The sequence below is a fragment of the Bacillus sp. TCT6 genome (assembly GCF_056033845.1).
Map to the genome: position 1 here is coordinate 1,273,538 of NZ_JBVYHX010000001.1, position 25,207 is coordinate 1,298,744.

The 25,207-nt window shown below is 33.6% G+C and carries 25 protein-coding genes, 2 other RNA genes and 2 riboswitches; of the genes, 24 read left to right on the forward strand and 3 right to left on the reverse strand.

The genetic code is table 11. The features are described from left to right. Positions 1 to 31 precede the first annotated feature (31 nt). Positions 32 to 133: riboswitch (purine riboswitch) on the forward strand. Between the two features lie 105 nt (positions 134 to 238). After that, positions 239 to 832, forward strand: a complete 594-nt coding sequence (locus tag AC0ONG_RS06530; protein ID WP_000866482.1) for a xanthine phosphoribosyltransferase — start codon at positions 239 to 241, stop codon at positions 830 to 832. A gap of 3 nt (positions 833 to 835) precedes the next feature. Then, the gene (pbuX, locus tag AC0ONG_RS06535; protein ID WP_000809208.1) at positions 836 to 2,158 is read left to right on the forward strand and encodes a xanthine permease PbuX; all 1,323 of its coding nucleotides are present in this window, start codon (positions 836 to 838) and stop codon (positions 2,156 to 2,158) included. 15 nt (positions 2,159 to 2,173) lie between these two features. Here the strand turns inward: pbuX and AC0ONG_RS06540 are convergent, their stop codons facing one another. Further along, complete coding sequence (locus tag AC0ONG_RS06540; protein WP_000193087.1) at positions 2,174 to 3,337, reverse strand: DUF418 domain-containing protein; 1,164 nt, start codon at positions 3,335 to 3,337, stop codon at positions 2,174 to 2,176. Between the two features lie 190 nt (positions 3,338 to 3,527). Here AC0ONG_RS06540 and AC0ONG_RS06545 point away from each other — a divergent pair, with 190 nt between their 5' ends. Further along, positions 3,528 to 3,692: a hypothetical protein gene (locus AC0ONG_RS06545; RefSeq protein WP_153587184.1), complete on the forward strand. Its 165-nt coding sequence runs from the start codon at positions 3,528 to 3,530 to the stop codon at positions 3,690 to 3,692. Between the two features lie 194 nt (positions 3,693 to 3,886). Then, positions 3,887 to 7,546 carry a dynamin family protein gene (locus tag AC0ONG_RS06550; protein WP_000182183.1) on the forward strand — a complete coding sequence of 1,220 codons (3,660 nt, stop codon included), beginning with the start codon at positions 3,887 to 3,889 and terminating at the stop codon, positions 7,544 to 7,546. Positions 7,547 to 7,549: 3 nt separating this feature from the next. On the opposite strand, the gene AC0ONG_RS06555 is transcribed toward AC0ONG_RS06550, so the two are convergent. After that, positions 7,550 to 7,804 carry a DUF3931 domain-containing protein gene (locus AC0ONG_RS06555; protein ID WP_000369740.1) on the reverse strand — a complete coding sequence of 85 codons (255 nt, stop codon included), beginning with the start codon at positions 7,802 to 7,804 and terminating at the stop codon, positions 7,550 to 7,552. Between the two features lie 71 nt (positions 7,805 to 7,875). Here AC0ONG_RS06555 and AC0ONG_RS06560 point away from each other — a divergent pair, with 71 nt between their 5' ends. The 5 genes from AC0ONG_RS06560 to ssrS (AC0ONG_RS06580) all read left to right on the forward strand — a co-directional run bounded on the left by AC0ONG_RS06560 (position 7,876) and on the right by ssrS (AC0ONG_RS06580) (position 9,980). Then, a complete protein-coding gene (locus AC0ONG_RS06560; protein WP_000539329.1) occupies positions 7,876 to 8,337 on the forward strand; it encodes a GNAT family N-acetyltransferase in 462 nt (153 codons plus the stop codon). A 30-nt stretch (positions 8,338 to 8,367) separates the two neighbouring features. Then, a complete protein-coding gene (locus AC0ONG_RS06565; RefSeq protein ID WP_000451820.1) occupies positions 8,368 to 8,640 on the forward strand; it encodes a YpbS family protein in 273 nt (90 codons plus the stop codon). 2 nt (positions 8,641 to 8,642) lie between these two features. Next, complete coding sequence (locus AC0ONG_RS06570) at positions 8,643 to 9,476, forward strand: sulfurtransferase (protein WP_000637573.1); 834 nt, start codon at positions 8,643 to 8,645, stop codon at positions 9,474 to 9,476. Between the two features lie 116 nt (positions 9,477 to 9,592). Next, positions 9,593 to 9,775, forward strand: a non-coding RNA gene (ssrS, locus tag AC0ONG_RS06575) — 6S RNA. Between the two features lie 21 nt (positions 9,776 to 9,796). Continuing rightward, a non-coding RNA gene (gene ssrS, locus AC0ONG_RS06580) (6S RNA) lies at positions 9,797 to 9,980 on the forward strand. Positions 9,981 to 10,034: 54 nt separating this feature from the next. Here the strand turns inward: ssrS (AC0ONG_RS06580) and AC0ONG_RS06585 are convergent. Beyond that, entirely contained in the window at positions 10,035 to 10,484 is a 450-nt protein-coding gene (locus tag AC0ONG_RS06585; RefSeq protein WP_001235522.1) for a hypothetical protein, read from the reverse strand. Positions 10,485 to 10,567: 83 nt separating this feature from the next. Between AC0ONG_RS06585 and AC0ONG_RS06590 the strand changes: the two genes are divergently transcribed. From AC0ONG_RS06590 to AC0ONG_RS06660, 15 genes are all read left to right on the forward strand, one after another. Next, positions 10,568 to 10,879 carry a hypothetical protein gene (locus AC0ONG_RS06590; protein WP_000169030.1) on the forward strand — a complete coding sequence of 104 codons (312 nt, stop codon included), beginning with the start codon at positions 10,568 to 10,570 and terminating at the stop codon, positions 10,877 to 10,879. Positions 10,880 to 10,882: 3 nt separating this feature from the next. Next, positions 10,883 to 12,121 carry a glutathionylspermidine synthase family protein gene (locus AC0ONG_RS06595; protein ID WP_000084925.1) on the forward strand — a complete coding sequence of 413 codons (1,239 nt, stop codon included), beginning with the start codon at positions 10,883 to 10,885 and terminating at the stop codon, positions 12,119 to 12,121. Beyond that, a complete protein-coding gene (locus AC0ONG_RS06600; RefSeq protein ID WP_000606873.1) occupies positions 12,114 to 12,500 on the forward strand; it encodes a DUF350 domain-containing protein in 387 nt (128 codons plus the stop codon). The genes AC0ONG_RS06595 and AC0ONG_RS06600 overlap by 8 nt, the downstream gene beginning before the upstream one ends. Positions 12,501 to 12,712: 212 nt before the next feature. Then, positions 12,713 to 12,878: riboswitch (M-box (ykoK) riboswitch) on the forward strand. Positions 12,879 to 13,213: 335 nt separating this feature from the next. Then, positions 13,214 to 13,939, forward strand: a complete 726-nt coding sequence (locus tag AC0ONG_RS06605; RefSeq protein WP_000964950.1) for a P-type ATPase actuator domain-containing protein — start codon at positions 13,214 to 13,216, stop codon at positions 13,937 to 13,939. A 132-nt stretch (positions 13,940 to 14,071) separates the two neighbouring features. Then, the gene (locus AC0ONG_RS06610; RefSeq protein WP_000757071.1) at positions 14,072 to 14,938 is read left to right on the forward strand and encodes a 5'-3' exonuclease; all 867 of its coding nucleotides are present in this window, start codon (positions 14,072 to 14,074) and stop codon (positions 14,936 to 14,938) included. A gap of 356 nt (positions 14,939 to 15,294) precedes the next feature. Then, the gene (locus AC0ONG_RS06615; RefSeq protein WP_001228048.1) at positions 15,295 to 15,435 is read left to right on the forward strand and encodes an FbpB family small basic protein; all 141 of its coding nucleotides are present in this window, start codon (positions 15,295 to 15,297) and stop codon (positions 15,433 to 15,435) included. A 328-nt stretch (positions 15,436 to 15,763) separates the two neighbouring features. Next, on the forward strand, positions 15,764 to 16,957 hold the full coding sequence (locus tag AC0ONG_RS06620; protein WP_000833048.1) for an acyltransferase family protein: 1,194 nt from the start codon (positions 15,764 to 15,766) through the stop codon (positions 16,955 to 16,957). Then, entirely contained in the window at positions 16,958 to 17,701 is a 744-nt protein-coding gene (locus tag AC0ONG_RS06625; RefSeq protein ID WP_000807061.1) for a YveK family protein, read from the forward strand. Beyond that, complete coding sequence (locus AC0ONG_RS06630; RefSeq protein ID WP_002083177.1) at positions 17,688 to 18,308, forward strand: CpsD/CapB family tyrosine-protein kinase; 621 nt, start codon at positions 17,688 to 17,690, stop codon at positions 18,306 to 18,308. The genes AC0ONG_RS06625 and AC0ONG_RS06630 overlap by 14 nt, the downstream gene beginning before the upstream one ends. An 18-nt stretch (positions 18,309 to 18,326) precedes the next feature. After that, positions 18,327 to 18,965 (forward strand): sugar transferase, encoded by a 639-nt coding sequence (locus AC0ONG_RS06635; protein WP_000617643.1) that lies wholly within the window; start codon positions 18,327 to 18,329, stop codon positions 18,963 to 18,965. A gap of 56 nt (positions 18,966 to 19,021) precedes the next feature. Further along, positions 19,022 to 20,458, forward strand: coding sequence for an oligosaccharide flippase family protein (locus AC0ONG_RS06640; protein WP_000533727.1), 1,437 nt, complete (start codon positions 19,022 to 19,024; stop codon positions 20,456 to 20,458). Positions 20,459 to 20,461: 3 nt separating this feature from the next. Further along, on the forward strand, positions 20,462 to 21,676 hold the full coding sequence (locus tag AC0ONG_RS06645) for an O-antigen ligase family protein (protein WP_000431763.1): 1,215 nt from the start codon (positions 20,462 to 20,464) through the stop codon (positions 21,674 to 21,676). Beyond that, complete coding sequence (locus AC0ONG_RS06650) at positions 21,651 to 22,451, forward strand: glycosyltransferase family 2 protein (protein WP_000237679.1); 801 nt, start codon at positions 21,651 to 21,653, stop codon at positions 22,449 to 22,451. The genes AC0ONG_RS06645 and AC0ONG_RS06650 overlap by 26 nt, the downstream gene beginning before the upstream one ends. Further along, a complete protein-coding gene (locus AC0ONG_RS06655) occupies positions 22,448 to 23,500 on the forward strand; it encodes a glycosyltransferase family 4 protein (protein WP_001023711.1) in 1,053 nt (350 codons plus the stop codon). The genes AC0ONG_RS06650 and AC0ONG_RS06655 overlap by 4 nt, the downstream gene beginning before the upstream one ends. Positions 23,501 to 23,592: 92 nt before the next feature. After that, on the forward strand, positions 23,593 to 25,140 hold the full coding sequence (locus tag AC0ONG_RS06660; protein ID WP_000006067.1) for a glycoside hydrolase family protein: 1,548 nt from the start codon (positions 23,593 to 23,595) through the stop codon (positions 25,138 to 25,140). The last annotated feature ends 67 nt before the right edge of the window (positions 25,141 to 25,207 follow it).

The window sequence follows — 25,207 nt, forward strand, 5'->3', positions numbered from 1 at the left end:
AGTATAAAAAGTGCGTTATAATCCATCTATAAAATAAATAGTTAGCTACACTCATATAATCGCGGGGATATGGCCTGCAAGTTTCTACCGAAGTACCGTAAATACTTTGACTATGAGTGAGGACGAATATATTGCTTGTTTAGCATTCTTTTTTGCGAAACTCCAAAAGCGCGTCTCTCACTTGTAACGAGTGGTGGCGGCTTTTGGAGTTTTTTATTGCATAAGAGGGGGAACAAACATGAAAGTATTACAAGAAAAGATTTTGAACGAAGGAAAGGTTTTATCTGGTGACGTATTAAAGGTAGATGCATTTTTAAATCATCAAATTGACCCAGTACTTATGCAAGAGATTGGAAAAGAATTTGCTAAACGTTTTAAAGAAGAGAACATTACAAAAATCGTAACGATTGAATCTTCAGGCATCGCACCAGCAGTTATGGCTGCATTAGAGCTTGGTGTAAAAGTAATCTTTGCAAGAAAACGTAAATCGTTAACGTTACAAGATAATATGTACGTTGCAAACGTATACTCATTTACGAAACAAGAAACGAATGAAATTTCATTATCTCGCAATCATATCGATGAAAATGATCGTGTATTAATCATCGATGACTTTTTAGCAAACGGTCAGGCTGCTTTAGGTTTAATGAGTTTAGTAGAGCAAGCTGGAGCGAGTATTGCAGGAATTGGAATTGTTATTGAAAAAGCATTTCAAGATGGAGGAAAGAAGCTTCGTGAACAAGGCGTTCGTGTTGAATCACTAGCAGAAATTGCATCACTTGATAACGGCACAGTTACATTTGTACAGCATGAAACTGCGGAGGTGAAATAAGCAATGAAGCAGCATCCATTTAAAATTGCATCGCTTGGTATGCAGCATATGCTTGCTATGTATGCTGGCGCAATTATCGTACCGCTTATTGTAGGCGGCGGACTTGGTTTAAATCAAAAAGAGTTAACATACTTAGTCTCAATTGATTTATTAATGTGCGGCGTTGCGACAATTTTACAAGCATTATCAAATCGCTTTTTCGGTATTGGACTCCCAGTTGTACTTGGTTGTACATTTACAGCGGTTGGGCCGATGATTGCAATTGGAAAACAATACGGTGTGTCTTCTATCTATGGGGCAATTATTGCTGCCGGGTTATTCGTTGTTATTTTTGCGAAATTATTTGGAAAGCTTGTAAAACTGTTTCCACCAGTTGTAACAGGGTCTGTCGTTACAGTAATTGGAGTTACACTTGTTCCAGCCGCTATTAATGATATGGCTGGTGGAGTAGGAAGCAAAGATTTCGGAAGTCTTGAAAACTTAGCGTTAGCATTTGGAGTGTTATTATTTATCATCATTATGTATCGTTTCTTTGATGGGTTTATCCGTTCAATTTCTATTCTATTAGGTTTGTTGTTCGGTACTATCGCTGCAGCATTTATGGGGAAAGTAAGCTTGCAAGCAGTTGGAGAGGCGGATTGGTTCCATGGTATTCAGCCATTTTACTTCGGTACACCAACATTTGAATTAACACCAATTATTACAATGATTCTCGTTGCTTGTGTAGGGATTGTAGAAGCAACAGGTGTATACTTTGCATTATCTGATATTTGCAATAAAAAAATCGGTGAAAAAGAATTAACAAAAGGGTATCGTGCAGAAGGATTAGCGATGGTGTTAGGTGGTATTTTTAACGCGTTCCCATATACAACATACTCTCAAAACGTAGGACTTGTTCAATTAACTGGAGTAAGAAATCGCGTTATTATTTATACTTGCGGTGGTATGTTAATCGCTCTTGGGTTTATTCCGAAAATTGCAGCTATCACAACAATTATTCCGAAGTCAGTACTTGGCGGTGCTATGCTCGCAATGTTTGGTATGGTTATGGCATATGGTATTAAAATGTTAAGTAGCGTTGACTTTGGAAGACAAGAAAACTTATTAATCGTTGCATGTTCTGTTGGAATTGGGCTTGGCGTAACAGTCGTTCCTACATTATTCTCACAACTTCCAGAAAGCATTCGTATTTTAACAGATAACGGAATTGTACTTGGAAGTGCATCAGCAGTATTGTTAAATATCGTATTTAATATGGTGCCGCAGCGCAAAGTGAAAGTAAAAGAAGAGCCGGTGTCTATGCAAAGTGCAGTAAGAGAAGCGTAAAAAAGCAAGGTCTCGTTATGAGACCTTGCTTTTCTTTTTAAGTGGCATCATTTTCCCGTAAGTACCAAGACGCCAAATGTACTCAAGTGGCCCGTATTGGTAATGTGAAAGCCACCAGCGGCTAATAAAGATTTGTAACGTGTAGAAACCGACGCAGAATAGTGGTCCAACCCATAATGGAGCAAGATAATCATTTTTGAATAGTAGCCCAAATACAAGTAATGTAACAATTGTATGTGAGATGTAATTCGTTAACGCCATTCGTCCAACGTATTGGAATGGACGTAATACTGTTTGCCATTTTTCTTTTTGTAATAAACGCATTAACGTGACAATGTAGAAGATGAACAATGTCTTTCCGCTTATCATCGTAATACCCATAAGTGAAAATGGTGTGTATGGTTGATTGTTCATAAAGAAGTAAACCATAATAAACCACATCGGTAATGTTAAAATGAACATAATGATTTGCCATTTTTTAAGTTTTGGATCTAATTCCTTAGCACGGCGGAAAATGTCTTTTTTACCGGCATATAATCCGAGTAAAAACAATCCTAGTGTTTCAGGAAGCATAATAAGACTGTTACTTATTGCTTCAGAATAGAAAGAATAGAATCTGTCTGTAATTTGTAAGCCCCAGTTTTCTAACGGCATAATGGCTATGGAAAGGCCTAGTTCATCTACCGGCACTAATAACATGACAAGAGAACCTAATAATGTGAACAATTGCATGAAACTTAATAGTACAATTGACCATATTAAAATAGTACGTGTCTTTCTTTTGTAAAATAAAAATAAGAAAAACCCGGTAATTGCATAAGTATGTAAAATGTCACCGTCCCATAAAAGAACGTAATGTAAGAACCCAAATAATAATAAGATAAGTAAGCGGCGAACAAACAAAGTTTTTGGACGATCGGTCTTCGCCTCAGCACGATTCATAAAAATATAAAAACCTAATCCGAATAAAAACGAAAAAATTGTATAAAATTTCGTTTGAATAAACATATCGTAAAATAGGCGAATATAGCTGTCTATCCCTTCGTAAATTCCTGTAATATCACGTGAGTCAACCCCGGCAATAATTGGCCAGTTAACAAGAAAAATACCTAATACAGCTATTCCTCTAATAATATCGATGGAATGTATCCTCTCGCCTTGTGAAATGTTTTGTGTCATTATTTTCCTCCTTGTTAAGTAATTCCCTTTTATTATACAAAATGTAAAGAAGAGGGTATATAGGTAATTTCCAATTTTTAAAACTGTTAAGATGCGTATTATGAGATATAATAAGAGTGCACAACAAGTTTTAACCTTCTTCAAAACAGGCAGTAAAGCTCCTTCCTATAAGGGGCTTTCTTTATGAAAAGTGTTGATAATGATTCTCTTTAATGATAAACTGTATTCAAAAGTGATAATCATTATCAAAAAAGGTTGGTGCGTAAGTATGGTATATGCATTAGTAGCAGGTACAGTCGTTGTATATGCAGTTATTACAAAGTATGTTTTAAATGGAGTAGGAACAGCAAAATGAGTGATATGACATAAAATCCCTTTCATTTGTAAAAAGAATGAAAGGGATTTTTTATTTTTAATGAGAATATGCTGAAAATTTAGTATGATAGTAAAGTGAAACTGTAATCAATGGGTAGGTGTAACTCTCACTGGTTATGAGCTCGCAAATAGCAGGGAAAAGTATATACATCTTGGATAAAGGGGAACAAGGGGATGACAAACATAGTACAGACAAACGGTATGAGAAAACTTGTTTGTTTTTATGAAGAGTGGCAAAAACACGGCGATGCAGAGAATAGTTTAAAGTTGTTTGAGGTGATTCAAAAATATAAACAAGAACAGCTTATGATAGCGTTCTGCGGTCACTTCTCTGCAGGGAAATCAACGATGATGAATCATCTATATAAAGCACAGTTGTTACCAACAAGTCCAATTCCGACAAGCGCTAACGTCGTTAAAATTGAAAAGGGATTTGATCGTGTTGTTGTAACGATTAAATCTGGAGAACAGTACGAATATGATGGTGCATATTCAGCGGAAGAATTAAAACAAATTTGTAAAGACGGTGATGAGGTAATTGGTGTTCATATTTATCGGAATGATGCGCCAATTCCTGAGGGTGTTATGTTAGTTGATACACCAGGGATTGATTCAACAGATGATGCCCATCAATTAGCGACAGAATCAACGCTGCATCTAGCAGACGTAATTTTTTATATGATGGATTATAATCACGTCCAATCGGAAGTGAATTTACAATTTGTTAAAGAATTGAAACAACGTAATAAAACGGTTTATCTCGTTGTAAATCAAATAGATAAACATAAAGAAAATGAATTATCGTTTGAGGATTATAAAGATAGTGTAAAACAATCGTTCTCTAACTGGGATATTGAAGTAGATGGAGTTTATTATACGTCATTAAGAATGATGAACCATCCACAAAATGAAATTGGAAGCTTAGAAACATTAATTACATCTATTATGAAAGAAAAAGAGCAGTATGTAAGAGATGGAATGGAGCGAGAAACAGAATATTTAATGGGGGAACATTTCTCGTTTATTCTTTCTGAAAATGAAAAAGCTCTTTTGACATATGAGGAAGAGTTAGCATCACCGCTTTCGATTTCAGAAATAGTTGAAAAGAAAGAAGAGCTAACGGAAATTAAACATCGCGAGGCTAGTAAAGAATCTCATGTGAGAAACGAATTTATAAAAGGTTTACAAGCTATATTAGATAACGCGTATTTAATGCCATTTGAAATGAGAGAATTGGCAAATGCATATTTAGAAACGAAATTAACAAAGTTTAAAGTTGGTTTGCTATTTGCAAAAGGAAAGACGGAGCAAGAAAAACAAAGACGTGTAGAGGCGTTTTATTCTGCCCTTCAAAAGACTGTTGAAACGCAACTTGATTTTCATGTGAAAGAATTTATTGTGGCCTTCTTAAAAGAAGAAGGATTGTTCACGGAGGAAATTGGGAAAGACATATATGCTTTAGAAATTGCTTTTGGACCAGAAATGTTAGCTGAAGTCATTAAACAAGGTGCAGGTTTCACAGGTGATTACTTACTTCTTTATACAGCGGATGTAGCGAATGAACTGAAGAAACGTTATTTTACAAAAGCTCAGCAAATTTTTGATAAAAGTGCAGTCGTTTTAAAGCAAAAGGTGAAGGAAGCAGTTGCTCGTATGGAACAAGAGATTGAAAAATATACGATGTTGCAAACGGCAAAAGAGACGGAATTACAATACAGTAACAATTTAGAGACATATGAAAGTTATTTACAAAATATTTGGCGCGAGCGTGTTGCTACACCAGAAGGATTGCAAATAGAGGAGATATTGCAACGTGAAAAACAAATTGTTAGTGAGAAATTTACACTACAAGAGCAGGAGATTGTAAATGATAACGGGGCGGCTCATGAAGAAGAGATAAAAGGAACAGCAGTTTTAAATATTCAGCGTATATTAGAGAAAGTGAAGAAAGCTGAAATGATATTAGAGCCATTGCCAGCGCTGAAACATGTACAGCAAGAGGTAATAGAAAAAAGGCGTCGTGTGGAAACGAAACAATTTACAGTAGCGTTATTCGGAGCTTTTAGTGCTGGAAAATCATCATTTGCCAATGCCTTACTAGGTGAGAAGGTACTTCCTGTATCACCAAATCCGACGACGGCAACGATTAATCAAATTTTGCCGGTTACAGAGGAAAAACCACACGGAACAGTAATGGTTCAATTCAAATCAAAGCAAGCTTTATTAGAAGATATGAAAGCTGTTTATAAGCTGTTTCATTATGAGATTACTACGTTAGATGAGGCGTTAGCACAAATTGATAAAGTTATGAAATATCCTTCACCAACTGGGAAGCAAAAAACAACATTTAGCTTTTTACGAGCGGTACAAAAAGGGTATGATGCAGTTTCTACTTATTTAGGAGAACAAGTACAAGTTACATTAGAAGAGTTCTCTGATTATGTAGCGAACGAAGAAAAATCATGCTTCGTTGAGTATATGGAGCTTTATTATGATTGTGCTTTAACAAGGCAGGGAGTAGCGCTTGTAGACACACCTGGAGCGGATTCTATTAATGCTCGCCATACGGATGTTGCATTCCAGTATATTAAAAACGCAGATGCTATTTTATTTGTAACATATTATAACCATGTATTCTCTCGTGCGGATCGTGAATTTTTAATTCAGCTTGGTCGTGTAAAGGATACTTTTGCCCTTGATAAAATGTTCTTCTTAATTAATGCGGCGGATTTAGCAGAGTCTGAAGAAGAACTTGAAATGGTAAAAGGTTATATCGCAGATCAGCTACTGCAATACGGTATTAGAAATCCGCGTTTATTTGCAATTTCAAGTTTATGTGCGCTTGAAGAGAAACAAGGAAAGAGTGTTGAAAAAGAGAAGTATGGTATTTTACAAAACTCTGGAATTACTAAGTTTGAGGAATCATTTACGTCCTTTATGATGAGAGATTTAATGCTTGTTTCTGTGCATGCTCTATACGGTGCGTTGCAAGGGGCAGATCAGCTTTTAGTAAACATGATAAATGGTGCAAAGCAGGGGAATGAAGAGAAAGAGAAGCAAACGAAAAAATATGAAGCAGAGCGTGATCAACTACTTCATATCATTTCATCATATAGTGTACTTGCTGAAGAACAGGCGATGCAAAATGAAGTGAAAGAGTTGCTTTATTACGTGCAACAGCGTCTATTCCTACGTTATAACGATGTGTTTACTGAATTTATTAATCCGGCGTCACTTCGAACGGATGGAAATGTGAAAACACAATTGCAACAGTGTGTTATGGAATTAGTAGCATTTATTCAGCATGATTTATTACAAGAAATGCGTGCGACATCATTACGTCTTGAAAAATGGATAGACGAAGCGATGAAGCGTGCAAAGGACGAAATTGTAGTGAACTGTAAAGTAGAAAATCAATCAATTTCTATGAATGGAACAGTGGAGTATGAATATAAAGATATTACACATAAAGAACCGTTCCCTTCAGTTGAAATAAAAGATTTCAAAAAAGCACTGGCACATTTTAAAAATGAAAAAAGCTTTTTTGAAAAAAATGATAAAGCATTCATGCAAGAAGAGGCTAAAGTTGTATTAGAACCTTTCGTATCAAACTATGTAGCTGATGAAAAAGATTTATTTGTTCATCATTATAAGCAAGAGTGGGATTTGAAATGGAACTTATTCCAAAAAGTAATGCAGCAAGATGTGATGAATTATTATGAAAGTATATTATTTGCATTGGCTGAAACGATTGATGTATCTCTATATGAGCAAAGTAAAGAACAATTGCACAAGCAGTTAGTAGAGATTGAAAAAGAAATTTATGTTATATAGTCGTTATGAGAAAAAGATTCGTTCAATTTTCTTTTGCAGTACAGTATCTAAAGATTTTACAAATCCAGCAAATTCATCGGTAGAAATCATATGAGTAAGAACGAGTCGTCTGCCGTCTGGTGTTTCACCGCATAAGACGAATGAAGAAAATTCATATGTTTTATTTTCTACTACTAATTTTGGATAGGAATACGTGTCGCTTTTCTTCTTCTTTCCATCAATAGAGATGACGTTGCATTTTTTCTCATTGTTGTCCATGATGAACCCCTCCTTTCTATTACTTATGGTAGACAAGGAGGGTTTAGAACAATAGAGAAAGGGGAATTTTTATGGGTGTAGTAATAGAGTATATTTCGAAAGAAGAAGCTATACCGAAGTCTTTATTGCTACTTGCTGATCCAAGTGAACGGCAAATAGCTACATATGTACAAAGAGGATTAACATACGTAGCAAAGCAAGAGGGTAGCGTTATCGGTGTATATGTTCTTTTAGAAACAAGGCCAAAGACGATGGAAATCATGAATATTGCGGTTGCAGAGCATGTGCAAGGAAAAGGGATTGGAAAGAAGCTAGTAAGTCATGCTGTAGAAACTGCTAAAGGATATGGTATGTCAAAACTGGAAGTTGGTACAGGCAATTCTAGTGTTTCACAACTTGCTTTATATCAAAAATGTGGATTTCGTATTTTTTCTATTGATTTTGATTACTTTTCGAAGCATTATGAAGAAGAGATTATTGAAAATGGCATTGTATGCCGTGATATGATTCGGCTTGCAATGGAATTGAATTAGAACGTATAACTTATTTAGGGGGAAGAGAAGATGGAAGTACATAAAGCAATTACAGCACATTCTCGTAAACAAAATGAAAGTGTAAAAGCATGTTTACAATTAGATGCGCAGCGTGAAGCAGCTATTGAAGCAGCCGTATCTCTTGCGTCAAATGGGAAAGAATTTTCGGTTGATGTCATTAATGTTGTAACAAAGCAAATTAATGATCTTGCAAAAAATGGTGTTACCTTGCAGCGTAAATATGTTACAGAAGAAATGGTTATGGAGTATGTAAGTCGTTTACAAGAGAAAGAAGGTCGTTAAAGATGATAGTTACAGTCGAATGGTTACGTGAGCATATAGAAGATGAGAACGTCCGTGTAATCGATTGTCGTTTTGATTTAGCGAAGCCTAATTGGGGTAGAGAAAAGTATAAAGAAGAACATATTCCTCATGCGTTATATTTTGATTTGAATTTAGATTTATCAAGTCCTATAGCAGAACATGGTGGCCGCCATCCGTTGCCAAGCATTGAAGAGTTTGCGGACAAGCTTTCGGAGGTTGGTATTGATGAACATACGACAGTAATTGCGTACGACAGTCAAGCTGGTGCAAATGCTGCTCGTTTATGGTGGTTATGTAACTATGTAGGACATGAGAAAGTATATATATTAGATGGTGGTTTCCCGGTTTGGAAAGAGAATGGACTACCGACAACAACGGAAATTCCTGTTGTTATACGAAAAACATTCAAAACAAACATACAAGATCATATGCTTGTATCGATGGAAACAGTAAGAGAGAATATCCAGGCAGGTGCAGATGTTACGTTAATTGATTCAAGAGAGCCAAAACGTTATGCTGGTGTAGAGGAACTTGTCGATCATAAAGCAGGACATATTCCGACAGCAGCAAACTATTTTTGGAAGGATGGAATGTTGCAATCAGGACAATTTAAGAATGAAGCTGAGCAACAAGGACGATTCCAAAATCTGTCGAAAGATAAGGAAACCATAGTATATTGTGGTTCTGGTGTTACGGCATGTCCAAATATCATTGCGTTAAAATTGGCTGGATTCCAAAATGTTAAATTGTATGCGGGTAGCTGGAGTGATTGGATTTCTTATCCAGAAAATCAAATTGCAAAAGAAGAAGATTAATCACTTGCATGCAAAAATAATTTGTATTAAAATAAGGTCACAAGCAAGAGATTGCTCGAAAAACTTTGTATTTTACACATTGGAAACAATGTGATAATATAACGACAAGTAAATAATACATCCTGCGGTGTACGTAACTTATTTATGTCTAAAACCGATGTTAGTTATACGGAAGCTCAATATTTAGCGACCATCATCAAGCCTTCCTTGTGGAGGAAGATGTACGGTAACTGTGAGGGCATCCACCTGCGAGTAGCGGGTTTTTGGACATTTACGAGGAGCGGCACGTGCGGGGGTCTTATTTCAACTAACCTTATATAAAATTCCTACGGTGTACGTAGCTTATGCATGTCTTAAACCAATAAGTTTAATATGGAAGTTCAATATTTAAATGTAGCTAACATGCCATCTTTTTAAGAAGGAAGTTACAAACATTTGTGAGAGCATCCACCTGTGAGAGCAGGTTTATGGACATCTAGAGAGAACGGCATATGTGGGGCTATATAAAAACCTTACGTTTTATACGTAAGGTTTTTTTGTTGCATAGATATATCAATATTATCTTGATTCACCTGTGAAGTTTCCGTAATAAATGTAGCACTTTCTGTCTTCATCAATCTCTCTTGAATCCAAGGAGAATTCCATAGACATGCCGTCTCGCTGAATATATATAATATCTGAATGAAGAGATGGTAAAATTTCTTCGTAGTTCCATACATCTTGACTATCTACTAAGCTTGAACTCGTTTCACTTAGTTCTCTAATTTCAAAACCGATGTGGGAGTATGTAGGGTCTGAAGGGTCATTGGCGAAAACTTCTTTTTGAATATAAATAACTGCTGTTCCGTCTGGATCAACCGAAGTTGCAGTAACAACATAAGTATTTTTCTCTTTAATAAAATATTCACAAGTCATGCGTGCGATAATTTCAGAATTAGAAATATTGGCGTAGTTCCATAAAGCAGGATACCCTTTCGTTTCATCATTAAGTCGATATTCTAAGCGCATTTCATCCCTCTTCTTCCTTTTTCTTCTACTTTATCATGCCATCCTATATAATAGGAATAGAATTTAAAAAGGGGAGTGCGAAGGTGACAAAAACGAAATGGCTAGTAGGTGGTGTCGTAACGTCTTTAATGACTGGCACTTTATTTGGTTGCGCACAAGATCTTCCCCCAAAACCGAATGATAATAGTTGTTCTGATTGGGATTGGGATGATGAACTTGGGGTATGGCAGTGTGATGATAGTAGTTCAGGTTATCGTGGGCATTATTTCTATGGTGGGCGATATTATCAAAATAAATCCACTTTTAAAAATTCATCGGCGTTTAAATCGTATCAATCGTCTGCTGAATTTAAAGGTGGAATTGGAAGCGGTTCAAAGGGAGGATTTGGGGGCTAAAATATGTCGCAATACATAAGGGATCGAAAAGATTTTTATTTAAAATATCCGAATTTTTGGTCGGATTTATATGAATGTGAATATAGTTTGTTTCATGTTTTTTCTATAACAAATCAGACTTTGGAACAATTACACTTAGCGACTGAACGAATGGGTAAAATATTTTTTAAGACTGCTAAACTTTTGCGAAATTTAAGTGACGAACAGCTTCTTGAGCTTGGTTTTCCTCCTGCGAGCTTATCATTCATTAGAATGAAAGGATTATATCCTGAATCTGTTATTTCACGATTTGATTTCGTTATAACGGTTGATAACCAAATTAAAATGCTTGAGTTTAATAGTGATACACCAACTTTTATTATGGAATGCTTTCAAATGAATGGAAAAGTTTGTGAAAACCTAGGTTATGATGATCCAAACTCGGATCAAGAACGATTACTATCTTCTGGTGTTACGAAAGCTGTAATGGAAGCGACAAAGGGATTAGACAATCCAAATGTTGTTTTTACAGCACATCATGAACATATTGAGGATTGGAATACGACTATGTATTTAAGTCAGTTATGCCATGTTGAAAATAAAGTAGTGCCAATGTCAGAACTTAGAATTACGAAAGGTGCTCTAGTTGATAAAGATGGGGCGAAGATTGATGTTTTATATCGTCAAACATATCCGATAGAAGATTTAATTGAGGATCAAGATCCTGAAACAGGAGATTTGGTAGGTGTGGAACTGCTGCAACTTGTAAAAGCCGGAAAGCTTTTTATAATAAATCCTTTGTCAGCATTTTTACTTCAGCCAAAATCAATTCAGTGTCTTATTTGGGGGTTAGCAGAAGAAGAGGTCTTTTATACAAACGAGGAACAACAGTGGATTAAAGAATATATGTTACCTACATATTTAGAACCAGATTTATTTTTAGGAAAAGGTTCTTTCGTTCAAAAACCTTCATTTGGTAGAGAAGGAGATACAATTACGATTCGCGATAAGGATGAAAATATTATGCTTCAAAATGCACATCAAACGTATAAAACTTCACTGCCGATATTTCAAAAGTATATAGAACTTCCAGTCGTATCCTTGGAAACAGAAAAAGGGATGGAGAAACTGTCGTATGTGTTTGGTTCTTTTTTAATTGCTGGAAAAGCAAGTAGTATCGGTATTCGCGCGGGAGAAAAGATTACAGGAAATGAATCGTACTATTTACCGGTAGGTATAAAAAGGAGGGGGAAAAATGATTAATTTTTTATCATATTTAGCAGTAACACTCGGACTTTTATGTATTGGTCTGTTCTTGATGGAAGTGACAACGAAAGTTAAGGAATTTAAGTTAATGGCTCAAGGGAATAAGGCGGTAAGCTATGTGCTTGGAGGACGATTACTTGGGTTAGCTATTGTTTTATATTCGACAGCAGCTAATTCAATTTCACTTCTTGATATGATTTCGTGGGGAGCAGTTGGGATTTTGGCTCAAATTATCGTTTTTTATTTAGCTGAGTGGCTTACACCACGCTTTAATATAAACAAAAGTCTTGAAGAAGATAATCAAGCAGTCGGTCTTTTTCTTATGTTTTTATCGCTTTCAATTGGGATTGTAATTGCTGGCTGTATAACTTATTAAAAACTTTACGTTTAAACGTAAAGTTTTTTATTTTATTCCGCTATTTGCCGGGCAGCCCGATTGGTGAGGGCTAATAATCAGTGGGGGATGAACAAAACCCCACTGATTAAAGTTTCACTTTATATATGTTAGTTTGCCATACCTTTTGAAAAAATTGTAGGCTACGGTTGACATCTATTTTAAATAAGAGTAACATTTTCAATGTAATGAAAATAAGTCTCTGTTAGGTGAGGCTCCTGTATAGAGAAATGCTACTGCCCAAAAATGTCGAGAGACGCCAATGGGTCAACAGGAATGATCGAATTAAGGTTTTTCTTAACGTAGCTGGTAATGTACCTATGCTATACAGTGCTAAAACTCGGTGAGGGAGAGGTCCGTAGATTTCTAATTATATTAGAAATCGTTTATTTGTGTATGTAATGGCCACTACTCTCTTAAGGGTAGGGGTCTTTTTTGTTACCAAGCTATGAGTAATTTCATAGTATAAACTATAAAATTAAACGAGGAGGTGAGGAGCATGTCAAATTCTGACTCGGTTCCGTTACCCATATACTTCAAATCAAAAATATATGATGTAGGCAGGAAACGATTTGTTCCTCCCTCTATATTTATCACAATGTAGCGTTTATAAAGCGCTAGACACTTTCACAGTAAAGTGGATAAATTGAGAAACAAAGCGTTTCTTCCTATGTTGTAAAGGAGGAGACGATAATATGTTATATGCAAACAAAACTGTGGGTAACACGTCATATAAACTAAGTAAAAAATCAATAAAAGAACAAACAATGCTTCAAAAAAATAAAGATTTATTAATTGAAATTGCAACAAGAGATGTAAAATCTGTATTTGCATATTTTAAAACAACAAGAGACGGACTATCAATGAAAGAGGCACAAAAACGTATTCAAGTATATGGCCGAAATGAACTAACTTCAAAAAGAGCACTTCTTGCAGAAGTAATGATGAAGCTTGGTGGCATGATCCCAGGTTTTTCAAAACAACGTGTGTGTGATGAATTACAACGTGAAACGATTACTGTATCTAGAGTAGAATGTTCTAGTAGTACAGGGCTAAATAGTGAACTGAAAATGATGGAGATACCAGTGCAAGAACTTGTACCTGGAGATATGATTTTTCTTTCGGCTGGAGATGCTGTGCCAGCTGATGTACGTATTATTTATGCAGATGATTTATTAGTAAATGAGTCTGTGTTAACGGGAAACGAAGCGAGTATAGAGAAGTTTGAAAGCTGCTATCACCTTGAACGTAAACGATTTATTCCATTAAAACGGATGAAAGATTATAATCCACTTGAGCTTGAAAATGTATGTTTTAAAGGTTCGCATATTGTTAGTGGAAATGCAAAGGCTGTCGTTGTTTCTACTGGAAAAAATACGTATTCAGGCATATTGCATACTTGTTGTAGTAGGATGTCTTAATGTGTTAATGGTGCTAAATATACAAAAACCATGTATAATAGACAAAGTTGAGCAAAAACGTAGAATGGTAATCTATTTATATAACCTTACGTGATAACGTGAGGTTATTATTTTTTTAATAGGAGAGGAATTATGAAAAAAGTATTATTAGTTGATGGTATGGCACTATTATTTCGTGCTTTTTACGCAACAAGTGTTTACGGACAATTTATGAAACGACAAGATGGAACCCCTACAAACGGGATTCATGGTTATATGAAACACTTGTTAACAGCTACGCAAGCGATCGAACCAACACATATCGTTACATGCTGGGATATGGGAAGTACGACATTTAGAACAGAATCGTTCTCGAATTATAAAGCAAATCGTGCAGCGCCACCAGAAGAATTAATTCCTCAATTTGATTTAGTGCAAGAAATGACTGCGAAATTATCCATTCCAGTTATCGGTATGAAAGGCTACGAAGCCGATGATTGTATCGGTACGCTTGCAAAACAATATTGCAATGAAGCTGAAGTTTATATTTTAACTGGTGATACAGATTTACTTCAACTTGTTGATAAGAACGTTACAGTTATGCTTCTGCGTAAAGGAATTGGAAATTACGAATATTACACACCGGAGAAAATCATGGAAGAAAAAGGTGTAGAGCCGTGGCAAATCGTCCATGCAAAAGCTTTCATGGGAGATACAAGTGATAATTATCCAGGTGTAAAAGGTATCGGTGAAAAAACAGCGTATAAGCTTATTCAAGAGCACGGAACAGTATCCGCTGTACTAGAAAATGTAGAATCATTAACGAAAGCGCAGCGTACGAAGATTGAAAGTGATTTAGAGAACTTAAATATTTCGTTGCAATTAGCACAAATTCACTGTGAAGTTCCAATTTCATGTTCACTAGAAGAGGGACTACACACAATGGATGAAGAAAAACTTAAATTTGTTTGTGAAGAAATGAATTGGGGAAGACCTGAAATATTAATAAATATGCTATAAATAGTTTGGAAAGAGGGATGTTGCATAAGTCGAACTTTGACTTATGCAACACCTTCTTTTTGTTTTTGTAAACAGTATTATAGTAAATAAAATTATGTCGAAATCAATTTTAAATATATAAATGTTTCGACAAGATATAATGATAAAAGTTGATGGAAATAGTAATTTTTATAATGAAGTGAATTAATTTCAACATAGTTTTAGAGAGTCTTTTTTTCGTGTTCACAAAGTTGTCAGAAAATAAACGGAATTTTCATATGAAGTTCAAATAGAATTCACAACAATCAATTATTATAAGGACACACAGATAATTCTTTATCTTTTATATAAACCATCCCCCAAGGAGGACAATGAAAATGAGAAAAAAAGTGAGAAAATCTTTTAAACAATTATTAATTGAAAATAAACAATCACTATTAAATAATAAAGAAAATATGAAAGAAATTGAAGAAAGAATTGAGAAACGACATGTAGCATATAGTGGTGCCAGTAATTAAATAAAATAAAAAAGATAGCCTATATAGGCTATCTTTTTTATTTTATATTGAAAAAACGCTATTCATCTCTTTAATTTTGTAAATATGCAAGAAATTTTTATAGTGTTTTTCTATCAATATTACTCATTTTTCGAGGTTGAAATTGGTATATACCAATTTTCGAGATTTACTATTCATAATATTACAAAAAATGTTACAATACACTCAAATTTATACTATAAAATCATTTTAATATGAAAAATTGGAATGAAAAGAAAGGAGAGGAATATGAATAAAGATGTCGCTTTGAAATGATTAGTATCATTTCATTAGGAGTTGATGTAAAAAGATGAAGAGATACGAAGAATTGGACTCTATAAGAGGGATTTCTTCATTAGTAGTAATGATTGGTCATCATTTAATGATTTTTTCAGCATTTCAAAATTACAGTTATGAAGATAATAAACCATTTGTTGTGTATCTATTAAAAGAAACACCTGCTCGTCTAATTTTTAGTAGTGGTAACGAATCTGTTATTATCTTTTTTGTTTTGAGCGGATTTGTTTTGTATGAATCTATTGAAAAAAACTATAGTAGCTATGGGTCATACCTTTTAAAACGTATATGCAGAATATATATTCCTTATATTGTGGCAATAATTATAGCGATTATATGCCAGACTACAATTAGTGAATATGGTATTTCTTATTTAAGTGAATGGTTTAATCGCTCATGGACGATTGAAAGTTCTTCAAGCTTAATCGCACAACATATTTTATTGGTTGGGAAATATAATACAGATGCATATAACGGTGTGATTTGGTCGCTTGTCCATGAAATGCGAATATCAATAATTTTCCCGTTAATTTTGATGATTTGCTTACGAAAAACGTTAAGGGGTTCATTACTATTATTGTTTAGTTTTAGTATATGTTCTGTCATCATATTATTTTTGTTTCGTTCGGGCTTAACATTAACAAGCTATGCATTAACTTTGCATTATACGGTGCTATTTTTACTAGGAGCACTAGTTGCGAAGTATAAAAATAATTTAATAGTTTTTTATAGTAATTGTACTAAAAACACGAAAATTGCATGGTTTTTATTTGCGATTTTACTTTTTATGTATGAAGGGCTTATTGGAGAAATGAAAGTGCTCAATAATTTTATATTTCGAGACTATGTAGTGGCGATAAGTGCATGTCTATTTGTCATATTAAGCTTGTCAATATCAACTTTGTCGTCCTTACTACGTAATAAATACTTGTTATATTTGGGGAAGATTTCTTACAGTCTTTATTTATATCATATTATATCGTTATTTTCCCTTATATACATGCTCCATAAAATATTACCGTTGCTTATTATTTTAATTTTTTCACTTGTTTTTTCGTTTATATTTGCAATGCTTTCGTATATATATGTAGAAAAATTTGCATTGAGAGTCGGAAAGTATGTAACAAAACAAGTGGATAGAAAGGAGAAAGGGTTATCTGTAAAGAGTGACTTGCAGGATGTTATTCAGAAAAGGGCGGTGAAATAATTGAAGCAAGAAATGAGTATAAAAGATTTTCAACAATTATTGAAAAGAAGATTCGTAACGATTATTTTAACGATGTGTTGTTTAACCGCTTCTTTAGTTCTTATCTCTATGTATGTTTTAAAGCCGTCATATCAATATTCAACGCAAATTCTTGTTGGGAATTTAGATGAGTTTAATAAGGAAAATTCAACAAATAAAACACAAGAAAATAAGCAACTAGTAACATCGTATGTCGATATTTTAAAAAGCCCATTAATTATTTCAACAGTTAAAAAAACTTTGAAATTAGAGCAATCAAGTTATGAATTAGCACAAAAAATCTCGGTGGTAAATACGGACAACTCACAAATTGTAACTGTTACAGTAAAAGATTCCAATCCGAAAGTCGTGAAAGACATAGTAAAGACATTGGCAGAGCAATCACAACAAAGTTTTCAACAGTACACAAATGTACAAGGTGTGAAAGTGTTGACGGATCCTGAGTTACAGGAACAGGCTGAAAAATTGTTTCCAAAATTTCAACTAATCATTCCTATTTCTTTAATTGTTAGTTTTTTTGTTGGGATAGGTTTAGCTGTATTTCGAGATTATTTTGATGAACGTATATACACGGAACAGGATTTAGAGAAAATAACAACAGTCTCTGTTATTGGTCACATAAATATGAAACCGAATAGAAAAAAGAAACCTACAGAGGTTGATAAACAATCATCTATATATCGAGGTGAACATGTTGATGTTTAGGACAAAGAAACAGCTGCCATTCGATCTGCATGATGATCTGATGAAAGAACAGTTTTATACGGTGTATCACGAGCTAAAAAAATCTGGAAAACAACTGTTCACAGTTAGTTCAACGAAGGACAGAGGGGTTGTTGCCTCGCTTATAGTAAATATGGGTCTAGTGTTTGCGGAAATGAAGAAAAAGGTGTTACTTATTGATGTGAATTTTTCTGATCCTAAATTACATGTATTATTACAAAGTGATCACATGATAACAGTAAACGATATAATAAGCTCTTCCCCCTGCAATTATGAATCTTTTTCTAGTAATTTGTCTAAATACTTATATTGTATTCCTGCAAAAAAAACAGTACACACAGGGACCCCCTTAGTTGCTATGGATGAATTTGATAATGCGATTGCTAAGTGGAAAGAAGATTTTGATTACATTTTCTTTTATTCTTCTGAAGTATTTGATCTTCCTGCTACGCACATTATTGCAGGGAAATGCGATGGAGTGGTCTTAGCAGTTAAAAAGCGAAAAGATTCACTACGTACAGTGCAAAAAGTAATAGTGGATATAAAGAGGAAAGAATGTGAATTAATAGGTATAATTTTATATTCTTGAATGTGGGGGTAACGATCCATGATTCGTGAAACAAATCAAGCCAAGTTGTATACGATTCCGGCTCAAGAAAAGCCTAGCATATTGAATCGAAGTGTAAAACGCTTGTTTGATATTATATTTTCAATCATATTGTTACTATTAACGATACCAATTATGTTGTTCTTTTGTATTATGATTACTTTAGAAACATCAGGGGCTCCAATTTACTTTCAAGAACGTTTAGGTATAAACGGGAAGAAGTTTAATGTATTTAAATTAAGATCGATGGTAAAGGATGCTGAAATAAATGGCCCGCAATGGGCAAAAGAACATGATTCAAGAATTACAAAAGTTGGATTGTTCATAAGAAAAACGAGAATTGATGAATTACCGCAACTTTTAAATATTTTAAGAGGAGATATGTCTTTTGTAGGCCCTCGACCAGAGAGAGAGTTTTTTTATAATGAATTTGATGCGTATATTCCAGAATTTAAGGATCGTTTAATGGTAAAACCAGGATTAACAGGATGGGCACAAATAAATGGAGGATATAATCTTGATCCAAAGGAAAAGTTGAGGCTGGATATGGAGTATATTGAAATGAAAACGATTCGGATGGATATCCGTATTTTATGTAAGACCGTTTTAATTGTATTGAACGGTAATGGTGCAAGATAAATATATATGTAAACAAACAACATATGTAAGTAGGTTACTTGCAAAGGAGAACTGGTATGGGTAGATCTATTCTAAACAATATTATCCATCTATTTTATAGTACGATTTTAGCTAACCTTCTTCAGGCTGTCAGTTTAATTATTTTAGCAAACTTTTTTAACGCACAACATTATGGGATGTTTAGTGTTGCCATAGCAGTGACGTTTGTTATGTTATTTTTTACAGACTTAGGACTTAGTAATACGTTTCTTCGAGAAGGGGCAAAGGGTGGAGCAGATTTAGAGAAGATTTTATCATCGTATATAAAAATAAGGATGATTCTACTTATTTTTATTTCTATCATCGGTTATGTTGCTATTCATTATATGTATGTAGATAAAAATTTAATTTATATGATGATAAACGTAATGTTTTTCATGTTAATAGGATTAACTTGGCAAAACATAGGAATTGTCTATTTTCAACTGATGGAACGTATGGAGTATATAGCGCTCATTAAAGTTGTATCATCATCGGTTGTTATTATAATTACATGTTTTTGTATTTTCGGAGAGTTACCGGTGTATGTAACGGCTCGCTTATATGCTTTTGGGTATATGATCGGTGGTGTATTCAGTATATATATCATGAGAAGAAAGACGAAAATGAATATGAAAGTCGTAATTCATAAAGCGTTATTTTGGCAATTAACTCCCTTTATTATTAGCGGTTTTTTAATAATGAGTACGCCACAATTAGCACCTATCTTGCTTAACTATACATTGCCATTAAGTATGGTAGGTGTTTTTGCAGTAGCCTACCGGATGCCGGCAGCTTTATATCAAGTACCGGGGGTAATTGCAGGTGCATTTTTTCCAGTGCTCTTTAAGCATTATAACCAGAATAATTTAGAAGCGCATACGAAATTAAATTTGCTTCAAATTAAATCAATGGCGATTGTAGGAATATGTATGACGATTGGTTTATATCATTTAGCACCATACTTTATTTCTATATTTTTTCATGAAGAATGGAGCAATGCAGTAGAACCACTCCAAATATTATCATTTCTTATTGTGCTACAAAGTTTAAATATTGCCATTGCTGACGGTTTAACGACGAGCGGATGTCAAAATAAGAGAACTGTTGTGCAGTGTGTAGCATTGGTGATAGGTGGGGTTATGCTTTATAGCTTTAGTAGTCTTGGTGGAGTGATAGGAGCGGCATACGCTATGGTTTTATTTGAAATTGTCGCTTTAGTGGGATATATAGCGGTAAGTGTAGTGAAGAAAAAAATTGTATTCCAAATTGTAATACCGTATACAATTTATTTTGGTGTAACCTTTATTGGAGTGCAATATATATTGCATACATATCATTTAATTGCGCTTGTTCTTAATATACTAATTGTAGTAGCTGCCATATTCCTATATGATTATGAGCTAAAAAAACTTCTTCTTTCTTTTATAAGAAAAATACGCAAAAAGGATTATATTACGAAACAGGGGATATAGCCTATGGAAAATAGTATGAAAGTATCGATGGGATGGATTATTCTTCTAATATTATTTGTTATGTTAAGTAAATACAATTTATATATTGGATTTTCATTGAAAATATATATGATTTTTTTAGTCATATATTTTTGTTTAACAATTAAAAACTTTCATATTCAAAAGTTATATTTTCATGAAGTTATATTTTTACTGTTTTATTTCATTTATTGTTTAAGTGGAATTCTTTCTATGTATTTAAATGCTAGTATTCGTATGATTTTTGGCGTGCTACTCGTTTTAGGATGCTATTTTATAATGAGGAATTTATTGGGGAATACTGAAATAGTGGTACTTGAATCATCTATTGCTTATGTAGGAGTAGTATTTAATATTGTAAGTCTAATACTCTATATAATCGGTTTACAATACTTTAGTTTATACGGTGGAGAAGAGAGAGAAATTTTTGCTGGTTTATTAGTTGATAGAGGATATCCACGGTTAATTGGATTGCTAGATGATCCTAACATTTTTATTTTCTATAATACAATATTTTTTATGTACTATATGACTAATTTACAAAATATCACTAACATCCTAGGGTTAATTTTATGTGTTACGACGAGTCTATTAACCTTTTCAAGGGGTGGTATATTAGCGCTTGTGCTTGTCGTTTTTGTATATATATGTATGTCTAGTTTCGCTAAAAAAATAAAAATAATTATGAGTTTAGTATTGTTTAGTGTAGTTATTTTTAGTTTATCGAATAGTGTAATGGGGGGCCAATTAGATGACATATTAAATAAACGAATCTCTGATTTTTCCCATGATAATGGAAGTGGTAGATTTACATTATGGGAAGCTGCTTTTAAATATTATTTATCCAATCCATATATCGGAATCGGTGCTTTTAACTTTTCGAATTATTATGAGTATCAATTTAATGAAAAATTATATGTACACAATACATTTTTAGAAATTTTGTCTGAATCGGGTACAATTGGTTTTCTTCTATATAGCGCGTTTTTATTCATATTAATATTCAAGCTAGCGCAGCATACTTTGTTTCGTGAAAAACCATACCTTCTATTGACTATGATTGCATTTTTATTTCAGATGATGTCATTGTCACTCATTATTAACGAAGCGTTCTTTTTATTTTTAGCAGTTGTTGTGAAGTATATTTCAATATATGAAGGAAGGGGAAAGATAGATGGTAAAATGTCTATCAGCACATAACGAGCCGCCTTATGTTTCTGTAATAACACCTTCTTATAATAGTATACGATTTATAGGTGAGACAATTTTATCTGTACAGAATCAATCGTATGAAAACTGGGAAATGATTATCGTTGATGACGGTTCAACCGACCAATCTGCGGAAAAAATTAAAGAGATAATAGAAGGAGACTCACGAATTAGATTATTATCATTAAAAGAAAATGTTGGTGCTGCTAAAGCTCGGAATTTAGCGATCCAAGAGGCAAGAGGAAGGTATATTGCCTTTTTAGATAGTGATGATATATGGTTGCCGCATAAATTGAAGACACAATTGTTATTTATGGAAGAAATGAATATTGCTTTTTCATATGCGTCGTATAGTTTAATTGATGAAAATGGTAATGAACTAAATCGCGAAGTGAGTGTACCAAAATCTGTTGACTATCATTATTTAGTAGGAAATACAATTATCGGGTGTTTAACAGTGATGATTGATCGTGAAAAAATTCCGTATGTAGAAATGCCTAGTATACAGCCGGAAGATACAGCGTTATGGCTGAACTTATTACATAAAGGGTATGAAGCAAAAGGGATACAGCAAGTGTTAGCAAAATATAGAATTGTTACAAATTCTGTTTCTAGAAATAAAATTAGAGCAGCTTTCCGGTATTGGAAATTGTTAAGGGAACAAGAAAGACTGAATTCGGTACAAATTTTTTACTATTTCAGCAAGTATGCTTATCATGCTTATAAAAAAAATAAAATCAATGTAGTTGGGAAGACGCAATTATGAATATACTGTTGATGACAGATAAATTGATAACTGGCGGAGCCGAGAGCTATTTCTGTAAATTGGAAAGTAATTTGCGTTATGAGGATTTTAAGATTTATACAGCTGCAGGTGATGGAGAACTATATGAATCTCTTACTAGAAAAGAAAATTTCATCTTACTTAGTAGATGGAATCATTTGAGAAATATTTATTATTTACGAAACGAAATTTGTAAACGAAAGATAGAACTTATTCATGCAAATAGTTTGCGAATGGTATTATATGCTTTGCTACTTCAAAAGTTTATTAAAAAAAAGATGAAAATTGTTTATACGAAACATAATGTAACGATATTAGAAAAGAAAATGCCAACGCTTTTTCGTTATTTCATGAATAAATATGTAAACAATATTATTACAGTAAGTGAGTTTGAAAAGAATAATTTAATTTCAATTCATGTAGCAGAAGAAAAAATAAATACAATTTATAACGGTGTCGATATTGAAAAGTTTTTATTCCAGCAGAAAAAGAAAGAATCTACATATAAAATAGGGATATTAGCTAGATTATCCAAAGAGAAAAACCATCTACTATTTGTTAAAATTGCAAATGTGTTGAAAAAGAGAAATGATTTTATGTTTTATATTGCTGGTGATGGACCAGAGAAAGAACCGATTATGAAAGAAATAGAAAAATATGGATTGCAACAGAGTGTAAAGATGCTAGGAAATATTTCTGAGCCGCATGAGTTTATAGGGAATATGGATGCCTTACTTTTATTATCTTTTCGTGAAGTGTTTCCAATGGTAGTAATTGAAGCAATGGCTACAGGGACACCAATAGTTTCAATAGATGTTGGTGGAATACATGAAGCAGTAATAGATGGAGAATCAGGTATTTTGATATCTGAATATTGCGAATATGAATTCGCAAGTGCGCTTGAGGAACTACAAGGGAATGAAGAAAAGGTAATTGCTATTAGACTAAAAGCACGAGAGAAAGCAATGATGTATTTCTCGTTAACTAAAATGATAGAGGAAACGAAAAATATATATGAATTAAACAAATGACCGGGTAGGTCGTTTGTTTTTTTTATTATAGAAACTTTTAAGAGACAACTCACATATTATATGAAAAAGGTAATATGAGGAGTGAATTTATTTTGTCAGAATATATTTCTTCCCAAGAAGATTGTGTGCCAGAAAGTAGCGTTCACATTAATTGTTTTGGCGCAGTTCCAAACTCGGGAAATGATAGCTCATTAGCAATTCAGCAAGCTATTGATTATTGTGTAGCGAATCGAATTTCGACGGTTAGAATTACCGGGGTAAATACGTACAAAATTGTAAAGCCGATTGTTATTAAATCAAACGTAAGATTAGAGTTAGATCCTACCGTAACGCTGCAAATTGATGGAGATTTTAATGCATTTGAGCTACAAAGTAACGCTTCGATAGTTGGTGGTACTCTTCAAGTTATAAATCCATTGTTTCAATCTGTTGTTATTTATGTTTCTGGTTCACAACAAATCGAAGTACCTAATCAATCTGTTATATCAAATATAAATATAGTAAATGCAACCCCATCGTATAAAGGAAAAGCTATACATTTTTATTGTCAAAAGGCATGGGATTTTATTAGTTTCTTTCAAGTTAAATTTATTCAAATTAAAAACTTTCAAACTGCAATACATTTGAAGACAGAATATATAAATGATATCAATACACCTTGTTGGATTAACGCCAATGTATTTCAATCTATATTTATTGATGGATGTGTGTATGGGATTGAAGTAGATGGAAATAGTGATTTACCAAATGAAAGTTCAGGAAATACGTTTCATGATATTCAAGTACAATGTAGACAACAAACGAAAAAAGTAATTCGTTGCTCAGGTGCGTATAATACATTTGATTGTATGATCTGGGATACGTACCGGATGAGTAGTGAACAAATTGTCATTGAATTTTCTTCTAATTCTCATCGTAACTACCTTTTTTCAAATCTGCTTTCGACAACTATTGTAGATAAAGGGCAATATAATGTTTGTAAGTCTACCTATGAAGAATCTCTTCGAATTCAGTTACCGATTACGTTAAATAAACCTCACTTAATAGGCAATCAAGATGATATATTAGTAAATGCTCAGCAAAAGTATATTGTTAAGCAAGTAAGTGGGAAAGTACCGTACGGTGGAAATCTAGCAAATTGCTTTAATTTAATAGATGAACAAAGTGTAAACTATATTGACGTTCCAGATAGTAATCCAGTTGTTATTGAACTGGATTTTACGAAAAAACCAATACAAATGTTAAATTGTTTCGGAATGTATTTTGGATGGGGAGAGAGTCCAAAAAAAATTAAAATTGAATATGCATTAAGCACAACTGGAAATTGGGTTATCGCATCGGATGTTCCATTAAATGTAGGCGATACAATTATATCGAATATGAAGGCGAATCAACTATATAAAGTAAGAATTACATTAAGTGGTTATTCTCAAGATCATAAGCGTTTTCGAATTAATCGCATTTTTGCAAGGTCTTCTATGGAAAATGGGAATGCTTGGTTAGCTACAACTGGTGGAAGAATGTTTGGAGATATTGAAATAGAGGCAAGTAAAGGCATAATCATGAAGACAGCTAGTGGAGTGAAATGGAAAGTTACTATTAATGAAGCTGGCCAACTTATTACGACTAAAATAACTTGAGGTGATGCTTAATTGTATATCCTTGGACGAGTTATAACGTAGTGTGATAAAGGCAATGAAAAAGAGA

Excerpts from the sequence above, each read along its gene's own strand:
- AC0ONG_RS06530 (WP_000866482.1), top strand. The coding sequence starts at position 239 with ATGAAAGTATTACAAGAAAAGATTTTGAACGAAGGAAAGGTTTTATCT.
- pbuX (WP_000809208.1), top strand. The coding sequence starts at position 836 with ATGAAGCAGCATCCATTTAAAATTGCATCGCTTGGTATGCAGCATATG.
- AC0ONG_RS06540 (WP_000193087.1), bottom strand. The coding sequence starts at position 3,337 with ATGACACAAAACATTTCACAAGGCGAGAGGATACATTCCATCGATATT.
- AC0ONG_RS06550 (WP_000182183.1), top strand. The coding sequence starts at position 3,887 with ATGACAAACATAGTACAGACAAACGGTATGAGAAAACTTGTTTGTTTT.
- AC0ONG_RS06555 (WP_000369740.1), bottom strand. The coding sequence starts at position 7,804 with ATGGACAACAATGAGAAAAAATGCAACGTCATCTCTATTGATGGAAAG.
- AC0ONG_RS06560 (WP_000539329.1), top strand. The coding sequence starts at position 7,876 with ATGGGTGTAGTAATAGAGTATATTTCGAAAGAAGAAGCTATACCGAAG.
- AC0ONG_RS06565 (WP_000451820.1), top strand. The coding sequence starts at position 8,368 with ATGGAAGTACATAAAGCAATTACAGCACATTCTCGTAAACAAAATGAA.
- AC0ONG_RS06570 (WP_000637573.1), top strand. The coding sequence starts at position 8,643 with ATGATAGTTACAGTCGAATGGTTACGTGAGCATATAGAAGATGAGAAC.
- AC0ONG_RS06585 (WP_001235522.1), bottom strand. The coding sequence starts at position 10,484 with ATGCGCTTAGAATATCGACTTAATGATGAAACGAAAGGGTATCCTGCT.
- AC0ONG_RS06595 (WP_000084925.1), top strand. The coding sequence starts at position 10,883 with ATGTCGCAATACATAAGGGATCGAAAAGATTTTTATTTAAAATATCCG.
- AC0ONG_RS06600 (WP_000606873.1), top strand. The coding sequence starts at position 12,114 with ATGATTAATTTTTTATCATATTTAGCAGTAACACTCGGACTTTTATGT.
- AC0ONG_RS06605 (WP_000964950.1), top strand. The coding sequence starts at position 13,214 with ATGTTATATGCAAACAAAACTGTGGGTAACACGTCATATAAACTAAGT.
- AC0ONG_RS06610 (WP_000757071.1), top strand. The coding sequence starts at position 14,072 with ATGAAAAAAGTATTATTAGTTGATGGTATGGCACTATTATTTCGTGCT.
- AC0ONG_RS06615 (WP_001228048.1), top strand. The coding sequence starts at position 15,295 with ATGAGAAAAAAAGTGAGAAAATCTTTTAAACAATTATTAATTGAAAAT.
- AC0ONG_RS06620 (WP_000833048.1), top strand. The coding sequence starts at position 15,764 with ATGAAGAGATACGAAGAATTGGACTCTATAAGAGGGATTTCTTCATTA.
- AC0ONG_RS06630 (WP_002083177.1), top strand. The coding sequence starts at position 17,688 with ATGTTGATGTTTAGGACAAAGAAACAGCTGCCATTCGATCTGCATGAT.
- AC0ONG_RS06635 (WP_000617643.1), top strand. The coding sequence starts at position 18,327 with ATGATTCGTGAAACAAATCAAGCCAAGTTGTATACGATTCCGGCTCAA.
- AC0ONG_RS06640 (WP_000533727.1), top strand. The coding sequence starts at position 19,022 with ATGGGTAGATCTATTCTAAACAATATTATCCATCTATTTTATAGTACG.
- AC0ONG_RS06645 (WP_000431763.1), top strand. The coding sequence starts at position 20,462 with ATGGAAAATAGTATGAAAGTATCGATGGGATGGATTATTCTTCTAATA.
- AC0ONG_RS06650 (WP_000237679.1), top strand. The coding sequence starts at position 21,651 with ATGGTAAAATGTCTATCAGCACATAACGAGCCGCCTTATGTTTCTGTA.
- AC0ONG_RS06655 (WP_001023711.1), top strand. The coding sequence starts at position 22,448 with ATGAATATACTGTTGATGACAGATAAATTGATAACTGGCGGAGCCGAG.